Source organism: Rhizobium sp. Root149, from assembly GCF_001427345.1.
GTDB lineage: Bacteria > Pseudomonadota > Alphaproteobacteria > Rhizobiales > Rhizobiaceae > Neorhizobium > Neorhizobium rhizoryzae.
The window spans coordinates 1-13807 of record NZ_LMGD01000020.1 but is presented as its reverse complement, the minus strand read 5'-3'; the positions used below and the strand labels follow the sequence as shown (position 1 = coordinate 13807).

Annotated in this window: 12 protein-coding genes and 1 pseudogene; 11 read left to right on the top strand and 2 right to left on the bottom strand. The window is 57.1% G+C overall.

What is annotated here, in order from left to right; translation table 11 throughout:
- On the top strand, positions 1–660 hold a 660-nt coding region (locus ASD54_RS12090), incomplete at its 5' end, for a porin (RefSeq protein WP_244484749.1).
- Between the two features lie 406 nt (positions 661–1066).
- Here ASD54_RS12090 and ASD54_RS12085 read toward each other — a convergent pair.
- Together ASD54_RS12085 and ASD54_RS12080 are read right to left on the bottom strand one after the other, a co-directional pair.
- Positions 1067–2446 (bottom strand): aspartate ammonia-lyase, encoded by a 1380-nt coding sequence (locus tag ASD54_RS12085; protein WP_062554871.1) that lies wholly within the window; start codon positions 2444–2446, stop codon positions 1067–1069.
- A gap of 118 nt (positions 2447–2564) precedes the next feature.
- Positions 2565–3536, bottom strand: a complete 972-nt coding sequence (locus ASD54_RS12080) for an asparaginase domain-containing protein (protein WP_082547197.1) — start codon at positions 3534–3536, stop codon at positions 2565–2567.
- 418 nt (positions 3537–3954) lie between these two features.
- Between ASD54_RS12080 and ytfQ the strand changes: the two genes are divergently transcribed.
- From ytfQ to ASD54_RS12030, 10 genes and pseudogenes are all read left to right on the top strand, one after another.
- The gene (gene ytfQ, locus ASD54_RS12075) at positions 3955–4917 is read left to right on the top strand and encodes a galactofuranose ABC transporter, galactofuranose-binding protein YtfQ (protein ID WP_062554870.1); all 963 of its coding nucleotides are present in this window, start codon (positions 3955–3957) and stop codon (positions 4915–4917) included.
- A 254-nt stretch (positions 4918–5171) separates the two neighbouring features.
- Positions 5172–6752 carry a sugar ABC transporter ATP-binding protein gene (locus ASD54_RS12070; RefSeq protein ID WP_082547224.1) on the top strand — a complete coding sequence of 527 codons (1581 nt, stop codon included), beginning with the start codon at positions 5172–5174 and terminating at the stop codon, positions 6750–6752.
- Positions 6749–7774: an ABC transporter permease gene (locus tag ASD54_RS12065; protein ID WP_062554869.1), complete on the top strand. Its 1026-nt coding sequence runs from the start codon at positions 6749–6751 to the stop codon at positions 7772–7774. Before ASD54_RS12070 ends, ASD54_RS12065 begins: the two co-directional genes overlap by 4 nt.
- On the top strand, positions 7771–8751 hold the full coding sequence (gene yjfF / locus ASD54_RS12060) for a galactofuranose ABC transporter, permease protein YjfF (RefSeq protein WP_062554868.1): 981 nt from the start codon (positions 7771–7773) through the stop codon (positions 8749–8751). The genes ASD54_RS12065 and yjfF overlap by 4 nt, the downstream gene beginning before the upstream one ends.
- Positions 8748–9479: a FadR/GntR family transcriptional regulator gene (locus ASD54_RS12055; RefSeq protein WP_062554867.1), complete on the top strand. Its 732-nt coding sequence runs from the start codon at positions 8748–8750 to the stop codon at positions 9477–9479. The genes yjfF and ASD54_RS12055 overlap by 4 nt, the downstream gene beginning before the upstream one ends.
- A gap of 438 nt (positions 9480–9917) precedes the next feature.
- Positions 9918–10328 carry a transposase gene (locus tag ASD54_RS12050; protein WP_062554866.1) on the top strand — a complete coding sequence of 137 codons (411 nt, stop codon included), beginning with the start codon at positions 9918–9920 and terminating at the stop codon, positions 10326–10328.
- Entirely contained in the window at positions 10325–10672 is a 348-nt protein-coding gene (tnpB, locus tag ASD54_RS12045; protein WP_062554865.1) for an IS66 family insertion sequence element accessory protein TnpB, read from the top strand. Before ASD54_RS12050 ends, tnpB begins: the two co-directional genes overlap by 4 nt.
- A 45-nt stretch (positions 10673–10717) precedes the next feature.
- Entirely contained in the window at positions 10718–12373 is a 1656-nt protein-coding gene (locus tag ASD54_RS12040; RefSeq protein ID WP_062554864.1) for an IS66 family transposase, read from the top strand.
- 81 nt (positions 12374–12454) lie between these two features.
- Positions 12455–12698 (top strand): annotated as a pseudogene (locus tag ASD54_RS12035) (transposase); the annotation flags it as partial.
- A gap of 570 nt (positions 12699–13268) precedes the next feature.
- The coding region (locus ASD54_RS12030) for a transposase (protein WP_348272045.1) at positions 13269–13807 on the top strand (539 nt) is incomplete at both ends.

Genomic DNA, 13807 nt, shown 5'->3' with positions numbered 1-13807 from the left:
CGCGGCGTAAACGTCGACCAGGCCTTCATCGAACTCGGTGGCCTCAAGGTTGGTTACTTCTACAACTGGTGGGATGACGGCCTTTCTGGCGAAACCGACGTTCTGGCCAACAACTCCATCTTCAACTCCATCCGTTACACCTTCACGGCTGGCGCTTTCTATGCCGGTCTCTCGGTTGACGAACTCGAAAGCCTGAACACCACGATCACCAACAACAACGTTGGCATCTCCGGTATTATCGGTGGCGCATTCGGTCCTGCCAAGGTTGCTCTCGTTGGCGGTTACGACACCGACCGCGAAGAAGGCGCAGCACGCGTTATCGCAACGGCTGAACTCGGCCCGGGCACGCTTGGCCTGGCAGCTGTATGGGCTTCCGGCGCGAACGCCTACTACAACGCTTCCGAGTGGGCTGTTGCAGCTGAATACGCTGTGAAGGTTACTGATCGCTTCAAGATCACCCCCGGCGCTCAGTACTTCTGGACGCTCGACCAGAACCGCTTTGGCGACTTCACTGGCAACCGTGACGGCTGGAAGGCTGGTCTGACGTTCGACTACCAGCTCGCAACCAACCTCTCCACGAAGGTTGCTGTGAACTACCAGGACTTCGACAACCAGCAGGAACAGTGGACCGGTTTCGTCCGCCTCCAGCGCGCATTCTGATCTGACTAACGTCGGACCATGGAAACCCGGCCTCGCGCCGGGTTTCTGTTATGCGGCACGTAAAGCTTCGGCCTTTCCGCGCCTGTTCATTCCATATTTTATGATTCATGCTAACTTTTTTAGCGACACATCAAATAGATTTTGCTAATATAATTCGTGAGTTCGAATTCGCTCTGATCCACCCCGGCGCAAGTCGGGAGAGCATCGGCTCCAGTCAAGTTCTTCTGCTCTCCAGGCAGGAGCAAGGATCTCCCCGGCCCGCCCGAGGAGATCTTTTTTTTGTCTCATCCTGCGCCAGCGTCAAAACCCGTCGCGATCTTTCAGCATCGCTCCTGACGCTTTAACTCGTTATTTTATCGCATGTCGTCGGCGCAAAACCGCTGCACAGTTTTAGCGACGACATGCTTTAGAAGATCATCGCCGTGATTTGTTCTCTGGTTCCAAAACCCAGCTCGACCGCAGTATCGACGACGTTTTGATCTTTGCTGAGAGCCGTCTTCGCGACCTTGGCAGCCTTAGCGTAACCGATATAGGGAACAAGCATCGTCGCGAGTACGAGACTGTTTTCCAAGGCACCTTCACACTGGCTGACATTGGCTTCGATACCTTTGATGCAGCGCTCTGACAGCGTATCCATTGCCTGCATCAGGATCCGCATCGACTGAAGGACGTTGAGGATGATGATCGGCTCCATCGCATTCAACTGCAACTGTCCGGCCTCTGCAGCCATGGTAACCGTCAGATCATTGCCAATGACCTGGAATGCCACCTGATTGACGACCTCCGGAATGACAGGGTTGATCTTGCCCGGCATAATGGAGGATCCGGCCTGGACTGGCGGCAGACGAATTTCGTTGAAGCCGGAGCGCGGGCCGGATGACAGGAGGCGCAAGTCGTTGCACATCTTCGACAACTTGACGGCAATGCGCTTCAGGACACCAGAAAAGGTGACATAGGCGCCAGCATCGGATGAAGCCTCGATCAGGTTCCCTGCAAGCTTGACCTCGAAGCCAGACACGCGCAACAGCTCCGGAATAACCATTTCCGCATAGCCGGGCGGCGTGTTCACACCGGTTCCGATGGCTGTTCCGCCGAGATTGACCTCAAGCAAGAGCTGCGACAGGCGACCGATGATCTCGATGTCTTCGTCGATCGTGGCCGCAAAGCCTGCGAACTCCTGTCCCAACGTCATCGGAACTGCATCCTGCAGCTGAGTGCGGCCGATCTTGCGGACACTGGCAAAAACATCCGCCCGTTCGTTGAGAGCCGCCGAGAGCCGTCGTTGCGATTCCTGAAATGGCTGGCACTGGCTGACGATCGCAAGCCGCATCGCGGTTGGATACACATCATTGGTGGACTGTGAACGATTGACGTCATCATTGGGATGAAGATGCGCATATTCGCCCGGTGCATGACCCATAAGAATGAGACCAAGGTTGGCAATGACTTCATTCGCATTCATATTCGTGGACGTCCCGGCGCCCCCCTGGATCATGTCCACCCGGAACTGGGAATGGTGGGCACCACCGATAATCTCGTCGCAAACCGAAGCGATCACCTTGGCCTTGTGTTCCGGAAGCACACCAAGATTGAGATTTGCTGCCGCAGCCGCCTTCTTGACCCAAGCAAGTGAGCGAACGAACTCTGGAAAATGCGAAAGTGGGATGCCCGAAATGGGGAAATTGTCGATTGCGCGCTGCGTATGAACGCCCCAAAGGCAATCCTTGGGTAGATCGATCACACCAAGGCTATCTTCTTCCGCGCGCAACTCTCGTGTTTCTGACACTGATCTCTCTCCCGAAACAATTGGTCAGCCAAAGGCTGAAGATAAATTTGAATAGTATGCTCTGGCCCATTGGAACGGGCCAGATAGTGAAGATTGCCGCATCACGGCTGCGGCTGTTTCATCCTTGCGTGGCCGACAGCTCCAGCCAGAGCCGCGCGAGAGCAGCCTCCGGTGTTTCGAGGCCGCCATTTTCTACACCTGCGCGCCAAAGGGCGGCACCTGCCGCGTAGGTGCCTGGCTCCACTCCACCCGTCTCGCACTGACTGACGGCACGGATACGGCAACCTCGTTGAACAGCTGCAGCAATTACTGCTTCCAGATTCGGATCAGACGGCATTGTTCCGGAACCGAAGACACGTAATACGGCGCCATCCAGTTCATTCAGCATAGCGGCAATCGCCTTGGCTGAAACGAAGGGTGTCAGGGTTAGGATCGCCAAGTTCAGATCAGCAAAGTGCCGCGGTTCTGAGCGCGCCGGCAAAGGTGCCTGCGGCACGGAGCGAAACGCGTCAGCCTCTTTTGAATTGTGCTTAACAAGACCAGCAGCCGGCAGAAGACTGCCATCAAACGCAAGCCACACTCCCTTCAGATCACGACTGACGGCATCAAGAGCCAAAGAAAGATTCGCCTCTGCATCACCGCCAGTTCCAAGGGGCTTCATTGACCCGCACAATATAACCGGGAAATCCCACCCTGCCAGCGCCTGAGACAGGGCTGCGCCAGTGAAGGCCATCGTATCCGTCCCGTGAGTGATGATCACACCATCACCCTTGAAACCCAGTACCTGGTCGATCATACGGTTCCAATCGGACGGACCGATTTCCGCGCTGTCGACGAGTGGCGTAAAGGCATGAACGTTGACCGTCATCGGACCGGGCGCCAACGCTGCCACGGCCTGTTCCAGTACACCATCGCCCGGCTGCAATCCTTGCGGACCCGGCACCATGCCAATGGTTCCTCCCGTATTCAGGATCAACACGTCACGCGCAGCCTTGATTGCGGTCAAATCCGGCCTCTCATCTAGATCTTCAGCCTGCAAACCGACCTTTGAACCATGAAATGCCGATGCCGCTTGTGTCTGGTTGTTCATGCGATCACTCCCTAGCGATCTTGTGGGGCTTACTGCCCTCTTTCATTGTCTTGTATATTTGCTGTTTCCAGCCATGTCTCAAATCGCACCAATGCGTGCAAGTGCCTGTTTTTACGTATTGCGGTTCGAAAAATCGGCAATGCGTATAGGTAGCGAGCGTCCCGCAGCCCGCAGTCTGGCATAGCTAGACCGCGTCTATTATCATACCATTGGTCAAGATTCTGATCACTCGCCCTTTCAGTCACGCTGTCCACGACAGGGCCCTGATCACCATATCGCAGCTATAGTTGCTGGAAATTCACCTTTCCATTCATTGTGCACTGCAGCACATATTGTACTATTATACGCTTTACAGAAGGTTGGGCTTTGATTATCGTCACTCTACGTCGTGGAGGCGACGTTTTTTGGGAGGACATCAATGAACATTTTTCGCACGCTTGCGCTCAGCGCAGGCATGATCGCACTCGGCTGCTCTACGGCTCTTGCTGCGAACCTTACCATCGGTTTCTCGCAGATCGGCTCAGAATCGGGATGGCGCGCCGCGGAAACCTCGGTCACCAAGGCCGAAGCTGAAAAGCGCGGCATCACATTGAAATTTGCGGATGCCCAGCAGAAGCAGGAAAACCAGATCAAGGCTATCCGCGGCTTCATCGCTCAGGGCGTCGATGCAATTCTCGTAGCTCCTGTCGTGGCGACAGGCTGGGAGAACGTTTTGACGGAAGCCAAGGAAGCCAAGATTCCTGTCATCCTTCTGGATCGAGGGATTGATGCGCCGAAGGATCTCTATCTGACGTCGGTTGCTTCCGATCAGGTGAAGGAGGGCCGTGTCGCCGGGGAGTGGCTGGTGAAAACAGTGGGCAGCAAGCCCTGCAAGGTTGTCGAACTTCAGGGCACTGTCGGCTCGACGCCGGCTATCAATCGCAAGAAGGGTTTTGAAGAGGCAATCGCTGGCCAAAAGAACATTTCCATCGTTCGAAGCCAAACCGGCGACTTTACCCGCGCGAAGGGCAAGGAAGTCATGGAAGGCTTCCTGAAGGCGGAAAACGGCGGCAAGGATATCTGCGCCATGTATGCTCATAACGACGATATGGCGGTGGGTGGTATCCAGGCAATCAAGGATGCAGGCCTGAAGCCGGGCAAGGATATTTTTGTCGTCTCGATCGACGCGGTACCGGATATCTTCCAGGCCATGGCTGCCGGTGAAGCAAATGCGACGGTTGAGCTGACGCCCAATATGGCAGGCCCGGCGCTTGATGCGCTTGCTGCCTTCCTGAAGGATAAGAAGCAGCCCGAAAAGTTCATCATCACCGAGTCGAAGCTCTATACCCCTGCGGATGATCCGAAGGGTGAATATGAGCGCCGCAAGGGCTTGGGATACTGATCAGCATCCCAGGAGGGAAGTTTGGTGATTGCCGAACCTCCCTCCATTTACATGCCTTAACTTCAGCACTGATTCCGGCTTTTCGTGCGGCCAACCGTGGTGGCAGCCTGACTCAGGATGATCGCACTCGGGGCTTGTTCTCCCGTCCTGCCAGTCAGTTGGAGAGCTATGCGAAACAGCTGCAGATTTGGCGCGAACATGCTCTAATCCAGATGCGGCGGGAAGACGCGCCGATGTCTCTTTCAGGTGGGCTCATGCCAACAGACTTCAGGCCAGCAGATCCCGGCAGTGTTGGAAATCGACCGCCGGAAACCAGCGGCACAGACGCCAATGTGGTTCTTGTGGCCAAGGGTATTGTCAAGACCTTTGGCAACCATACCGCACTCAACAACGTGGACCTTGCCTTGCATTCCGGCGAGGTGCATGCGCTGCTAGGGGAAAACGGTGCAGGCAAATCGACGCTGATCAAGATCATCACCGGAGCCTACACGCCGGATCACGGTGAAATTTCGGTCGATGGTGTTTCGGTACAGTTCACGACGCCACAACAGGCACAGTCAGCAGGTATCGGAACTGTCTATCAGGAAGTCAATCTTCTGCCGAATATGACGGTAATCGACAACCTGTTCATCGGGCGTCAACCGCGACGCTATGGTTTTGTTGATCGGAAGAAAATGGCGCGGGAAGCGCATCGTATTCTTTCCCAGTACGGTCTGGACATCGACGTCCATGCTGAACTTTCGACCTTCTCTGTCGCCGTCCAGCAGATTATTGCGATCGCCCGTGCCGTGGAGCTATCCGGCAAGGTTCTCATTCTGGATGAGCCAACGGCTAGCCTTGATCGAACCGAAGTCGAAAAGCTGTTCGAAATTGTCCGCCGGCTGAAGGCGCGCGGGCTTGCGATCGTATTCATCACGCACTTTCTCGATCAGGTGTTTGAGCTGAGTGATCGCGTCACAGTACTGCGCAACGGTCGCCTGGTGGGAAGCGAAACAATCGGCGATCTCGACAGAACAAGTCTGGTGCGCATGATGCTGGGCAAGGATCTGGCGTTTGTCCATGCAGAACTGGCGGCCGACGACACAGAACCCTCTTCGCCGCTGATGCGTTTCAGGGGTTTCGGTCGTTCCGGATCGGTGAATCCCTTTGATCTTACCGTTCATCGTGGCGAGGTCATTGGTGTTGCCGGTCTGCTGGGTTCCGGACGAACGGAAATGGCGCGATTGATGTTCGGCATCGATACGGCGGACCAGGGTGCTTTAGATATAGACGGCCAGAAAATCTCTTTGCGCGCACCGCAGGATGCAGTCTCGCAGGGATTTGGCTTCTGTCCAGAAGATCGCAAGGTTGACGGGATTTTCGGCGATCTTTCCGTTCGGGAAAACATCATCATTGCCATGCAAGCAAAGCTGGGATGGCTGCAGGCGCTCAATCGCGATGAACAGATGGAGATCGCAGAGCATTTCATCGAGGCGCTCGATATTCGCACGGCTTCCGCTGATCTTCCTGTGAAGCTTCTCTCCGGTGGTAACCAGCAAAAGGTGATTCTTGCGCGCTGGCTGGCAACGGATCCTCGTTTCCTCATTCTCGACGAACCGACGCGCGGCATCGACGTGGGCGCCCATGCCGAGATCGTACGCATGATCAGCCGCCTGCGAGAGGACGGCCTGGCCCTCATCGTCATTTCGTCGGAACTGGACGAGATCGTCAGCTATTCCTCGCGCGTGGTCGTCATGCGGGATCGTTCATTGGTGGCCGAACTTCGCGGAGCCGAGATCAATCCATCGTCTATTGTACGCGCCATTGCAGCGCAGGATGCAGAGGCAGCCGAATGAGAATACCGTCCGTCAAACGCCTACTATCTCCGCAGCTTGTCGCGCTGCTCGGCGTGCTTCTCTTTAACTGGATCGTCTTTCCGGGATTTTTTGACGTCGCATGGAGAGATGGCAGATTTTTCGGCAGCCTTGTTGATGTCATCAATCGGGGTGCACCGGTCGCCATTCTTTCCATCGGCATGACAGCCATCATTGCTACACGCGGAGTCGATCTCTCGGTCGGCGCGGTGATGGCCGTTGCGGGTGCCGTTGCCGCCACCTGTGCGGTAACCCGGCAACCAGTCATCATCATGCTTCTTGCACCTTTGGCGGTCGGAATGCTCTGCGGCCTGTGGAACGGCTTCCTGGTTTCTATCCTGGGCATCCAGCCGTTTGTCGCAACGCTGGTTCTCATGGTTGCGGGCAGAGGTGTTGCCCAATTGATTACCGAGGGTTCGATCGTAACCTTCAACGACCCCGTGCTCATTTTCATCGGGACTGGCTCATTCCTTGGCCTTCCCATGCCAGCAGTGATTGCGATTGCGTTGATGGTGGGCGCTCATCTTCTTGTGCGACGAACAGCCATTGGCCTTTTCATTGAAGCCATCGGTATCAACCGGTCTGCTGCCAATTACACGGCTCTCCGCAGCCGCTCTCTTGTGCTGGCGATTTATGCATTTGGCGGTGTTTGTGCAGCAATTGCCGGCACTATCGCAGCGGGAGATATTCGCGGGGCCGACGCCAACAATACGGGTCTTTGGCTGGAGCTCGATGCGATTCTGGCGGTCGTGATCGGCGGCACTTCGCTGATGGGCGGGCGCTTTTCCATTCCACTGTCCGTGGTCGGCGCCCTTATAATTCAAGCCATGAATACCGGTATTCTGGTCTCAGGCTTTCCGCCGGAGTTCAATCTCATCGTTAAAGCTGGCCTCATCATCATCATTCTCGTGCTGCAAAGCGCAAAGCTGGCTCCCGCTCTGGATCGCATCTTCAAACAGCGCCCCGTGCAGCCCTCCATTCAGACATCGGAAAAGACAGGATGAACCCGCGTTACCGGCCGCTGGCTGCCACCACCCTCATATTCGTTGTCGCTTACGGGCTATGCATTCTGCAGTATCCCGGTATGTGGTCTACTCGCATCCTTGGAAACTTTCTCACGGATAATGCCTTTCTCGGCATTGCCGCTGTCGGAGCAACCTTTGTCATCATCTCAGGGGGCATAGACCTGTCGATAGGTGCCGTCATTGGTCTGGCCGGTGTCGTTGTCGCGGTACTCGTATCCCACCTCGGTCTGCATCCTATAGCAGCTTTTGGAATTGTTCTGACGATGTCCGCGTTGTTCGGCGCGGCGATGGGAGCCGTCATCCATTTTCTGCAGGTTCCGCCTTTCATTGTCACACTGGCCGGAATGTTCCTCGCTCGGGGTCTGGCCTCCATCCTTAGCCAGGATTCGATCCCGATCAGTCATCCCTTCTACAAAACCATCATGGATCTATATTATCGATTGCCGGGTGGAGGTCGTCTGAGCGCGATCGGGCTGCTGATGCTGCTCGTATTTCTCATCGGTGGTCTCATTGCACACCGGACGCGGTTCGGTTCCTACGTCTATGCACTTGGCGGCAATCCGACCTCTGCGGCCTTGATGGGCGTACCGACCGGTCCGGTGACCATCGGCATCTACGCACTTTCATCACTTCTGGGTGGGCTGGCTGGCATCGTCTATTCGCTCTATACGTCCGCGGGTTACCCGCTCGCGGCCGTCGGGATCGAACTTGACTCGATTGCGGCCGTGGTGATAGGCGGAACCCTGTTGACTGGCGGCTACGGCTTCGTATTCGGGACACTGATCGGCGTGATGCTGCAAGGACTGGTACAAACCTACATCGTGTTCGATGGCACTCTCTCGAGCTGGTGGACCAAAATCGCCATTGGCGTGTTGCTCTTCCTCTTCATCCTCTTGCAACAGCTCGTCTTCAGTGCTCACAAAGCTGGTGCGCGTCTGAAAAAGGCAGCCGCATGAGCGAACCGGGAAGCCTTCTCCGCTCGCTTGCCGGGCGGATGACGGCACGGAATTTCCACTCGCATGTCATACAGGAACTAGGAACAGGGGTAATCTCGGGTCGTTTTCCCGCGGGCTCGGTCCTTCCCAGCGACGCTGAACTGATGGATAGGTTCCAGGTATCACGCACTGTCCTGCGAGAAGCAATCAAGACACTTGAGGCGAAAGGACTTGTGGAGGCGCGACCGAAGGTCGGGACCAAAGTAGCAAAGCGGACACGGTGGAACCTCTTTGATCCCCAGGTTCTGGGCTGGCATTTGGCATCACCACCCGATGAGACATTCATTTCAGGCCTACATGATGTGCGGCTGCAGCTTGAGCCCTTGGCTGCGCAGGACATGGCCCGGCATCGAACCGGCGAACAGATCCGGTTGATGCACTACTGGCTTCGTCAGATGGAATTATCTGCTTCCGATGTGACGTCTTTCAGTCTGGCCGACTTCGAATTGCATCGGATCATATCGGACTCAAGCCGCAATCCTTTCATGGCAGCCCTGTATGGGGTCATCGAGCTATCGCACGCCTTGGCCTATGGACCGCTGATGCAGCGTCCGGACGCTTCTCAACTTCTTGGCTTTGTGGAGCCGCACCGGGTTCTGGTGCGGCAGATCGAGGCTCGAGATGAGGCAAACGCGTATTCAGCCATGCAGGCTTTAATTCTGTATGAGCGAGTTCGCTCAATCGAGTAATGTCTTAGCTTTCTGGTTCAGCAGACGACATACTGGTGCTATAAATCAATCAGGCGCGGGCGAGCGCGTTCAACGGTATGCTCCACTCGATTCCTGGGAACCCAAAGCATCCATGGCTGGCCCGCGATGCCTTCCCACAATCGCGTCACCGATTGACTCGTAGCCGCGCTGTCAGATGGGAGTTTTCAACTTTTGCAAGAGCGAGCAAACGGAGCCCTTATCGTATCGTATGGGGTTTTGTGGCGTTTCGTGCGCCCCTTGGGCCGACGTCGATTGCCTCGAGATGTCGYTCTCACGACTGACGGACAGTATCTCGAACGCATCCATGCGGACTGCTCAGTKTTGCGATCCGCGTGTTGAGTAAGCCCCCGGTGAAGGCCGTCTTGCGAGGTTGACGCGAACATCGGAAGTCCTAGTGCAAACACTAGGAGTAGTCCTATGACGAAGCATCCGATTGAAGTGATCACGTCTGTCGAGCGCCGTCGGCGCTGGTCGCGCGAAGATAAGGAGCGGCTCGTTGCAGCCTGCCTTGAGCCTGGGGCGGTGCTTTCCGAGATTGCGCGATCGGCCGGCATCCACGTCAGCCAGCTCTTTCGTTGGCGCAAGGAACTCTGCCAGATCGAGGAGCCGTCGACCTCAACATCGAGCACATTGGTGCCAGTCATCGTTTCGGAGGCGGCGCCGGCAGTCCAACCCGTTGCCTCGGAAGCGCCGGCCTCATCGCAGCCCCGCCGCAAGCGTAGCGATGTGATGATTGAGCTGGGCCGCGGTCGGCGCGTCCGCGTGGATAGCGACATCGACACGGAGGCGCTTGGCCGCATTCTCGATTGTGTACTGGGTCGGCGATGATCCCGGTCTCTGCTGGTGTGAAGGTCTGGCTGGCAACGGGCCATACAGACATGCGCAAAGGCTTTCCCGGTCTGTCGCTGATGGTGCAGGAGACGCTGAAGCGCGATCCGATGTGCGGGCATCTGTTCGTGTTCCGCGGTCGTGGCGGTGGCCTGATCAAGGTCATCTGGCATGATGGCCAGGGAGCGTGCCTGTTCACGAAGAAGCTGGAACGGGGACGCTTCATATGGCCGTCTGCGGCCGATGGGACGGTCGTGATTACGCCAGCGCAGCTCAGTTATTTGCTGGAAGGTATAGACTGGCGGATGCCGCAAAAAACCTGGCGACCGACCGCGGCCGGATAAGCAAAAATGCTGGAATGGCAGGAGCGAATATGATTCCATCTCGCCATGAACACCCCCGTCGAACAGCTTCCCGATGACCTTGCCGGCGCACTTGCGGCCCTGGCGGCGGAGCGTGCCCGACGCATCACGGCCGAGGCAGAAGCCGCGACCGCCAAGGCAGAGGCCGCCAGCGCGAAGGCGCTCGTATCGCATTCCGAGGCGCTAATCGCGCGGCTGAAGCTAGAGATCGAGAAGGTCCGGCGCGACCTCTACGGCAGTCGCTCCGAGCGCAAGGCGCGGCTTCTCGAGCAGATGGAACTGCAGCTTGAGGAGCTGGAGGCTGATGCCGGCGAAGATGAACTGGATGCAGAGATCGCAGCCAGTGCCTCGACGGTCAGGGCCTTCGAGCGCAAGCGTCCGTCACGCAAGCCCTTTCCTGAACATCTGCCGCGTGAACGTGTCGTTATCGCCGCCCCAGCCAGTTGCCCCTGCTGCGGCTCGGCAAAGCTGTCGAAGCTCGGCGAGGATATCACCGAGACCCTGGAGGTCATCCCGCGTCAGTGGAAAGTCATTCAGACCGTGCGGGAGAAGTTCTCCTGCCGCGAATGCGAGAAGATCACCCAGACGCCAGCGCCCTTCCATGTGACACCTCGCGGCTTTGCCGGCCCCAACCTTCTGGCGATGATCCTGTTCGAGAAGTTCGCCCAGCATCAGCCGCTCAATCGCCAGAGCGAGCGCTATGCCCGAGAGGGGATCGACCTCAGCCTTTCGACGCTTGCCGATCAGGTCGGCGCGTGTGCCGCGGCCCTGAAGCCAATCCATTCGTTGATCGAAGCCTATGTCCTGGCCGCCGAGCGACTGCATGGCGACGACACGACCATGCCGATCCTGGCAAAGGGAAAGACCGATACAGGCCGCATCTGGACCTATGTCAGGGATGACCGGCCGTTTGGTGGGCTGTCACCGCCTGCAGCTTTGTTCTACGCAACACGAGACCGACGACAGGAGCATCCCGAACGCCACCTGAAGACCTTCTCCGGCATTCTGCAGGCGGATGCCTATGGCGGCTACAATCCGCTGTTCAAGGCAGATCGCGATCCCGCGCCTCTGCGCCAAGCACTCTGCTGGGCACATTCACGCCGCAAGTTCTTCGTGCTGGCCGACATCGCCGCGAACGCCAAACGTGGCAGCAAAGCCGCACCGATCTCGCCGATGGCGCTGGAGGCTGTCAAACGGATCGATGCCCTGTTCGATATCGAACGGGAGATCAACGGCCTTAGCTGCGAGCAGCGCTTGGAGCGCCGCCGCCAAGACAGCCAGCCACTCATCGAAGAACTGCATAACTGGCTCCAAACCGAGCGGGTAAAACTGTCGCGCAGTTCTCCTGTCTCTGAGCCGATCGACTACATGCTGAAGCGCTGGGATGGATTTAAGTCATTCCTCGAGGATGGCCGAATTTGTCTCACGAACAACGCCGCCGAACGCGCGCTCAGAGGTTTTGCTCTCGGCAGGAAGTCATGGCTCTTCGCCGGATCGGATCGTGGTGCTGATCGTGCCGCCTTCATGGCGACGCTGATCATGACGGCCAAGCTCAATGACATCGACCCACAAGCCTGGCTGGCGGATGTCCTCGCCAACATTGCCGACACGCCGACCAGCAGGCTGGAGCAATTGCTGCCGTGGAACTGGACACCCAAGACGCTGAGTGCTCAGGCGGCCTGACCCGCGGCCTTCGCCGGATGGCCTGCTGCCGGTTTCTTGGACACCGAGTTAAGGTGCTTCCAATGAAACTGGAGTGCATGAATGCAACGAAGGAAGTTCAGCCGCGAGTACAAGCTTGAGGCGGTGAGATTGGTTCGAGAGCGTGGGGTCGGCGTTGCGCAGGCATCCCGCGATGAGAATGTCCTGCGCAAGTGGGTCAGGGAATATGGTTCGGACCCAGCACAGGCGTTTCCTGGTCAGGGACAGATGAAGCCTGAGCAGCTTGAGATCGAGGAGGCTTCGGAAAGAAGTGGCCAAGCTGAAGGCGGAGCGTGACATCTTAAAAAACGATCACGGGCTTCGGTCCGCCTGTGCGCGGTAGAAACAGGCTGTGCTACGCTGGCTCCCGGAGGGGAGTTGCCGACTGCTTATTGGAGGCGATCGACCCCGTTAAAAAACGTGGCACATGGGCTGTTGCGGACTTGAGAGTGGTGACGCTGTTTCNGCCGGAGGGGAGTTGCCGACTGCTTATTGGAGGCGATCGACCCCGTTAAAAAACGTGGCACATGGGCTGTTGCGGACTTGAGAGTGGTGACGCTGTTTCGGCGGTGATCCCGGTTAGGAAAATGACGAACTTGCGCGGCCCAGCCCCTCCCGATCCAGAGGAGGAGAAGCCATGCCAAAGACAAGTTCATATATGCCGCAGAACCTCACCCGCATGAACGCCGGAGCGGCAGCCATCGACATCGGGTCCACGATGCATATGGCCGCGGTCAATCCGGATTGTGCCGAGATGCCGATCCGTTCATTCGGAACCTTCACCCACGATTTGCATGATCTTGCCGCCTGGTTCAGATCCTGCGGTGTCACCAGCGTGGCGATGGAGTCGACCGGCGTCTACTGGATACCGGCNNNNGTTATGCGAAGAACGTCCCTGGCAGGAAGACGGACGTCAGCGACGCGGCATGGCTTCGCCAGTTGCATTCCTATGGCTTGCTGCGCGGCAGCTTTCGGCCAAACGCACAGGTCGCAACGCTGCGTGCTTATCTGCGTCAGCGGGAACGGCTGGTCGAGTATGCGGCGGCTCATATCCAGCATATGCAGAAGGCTTTGATGGAGATGAACCTACAGCTCCACCATGTTGTCTCCGACATCACAGGCGTAACGGGCATGAAGATCATCCGTGCGATCGTCTCCGGTGAGCGCAATCCCGACGTTCTGGCATCGTTGCGCGATGTTCGCTGCCACTCATCTGTCGAAACAATCAGAGCATCCCTGATTGGCAACGATCGTGATGAGCATATATTTGCTCTTTCCCAGTCACTGGAGCTTTACGACTTCTACCAGGCGAAGATGCTCGAATGCGACCGCAAGCTTGAGGCGTCAATTGCGTCTATGACCGTGGACCCTGAAGCGCCGCTCCCGCCGTTACCAAAGGTACGGACGAAGACCAAA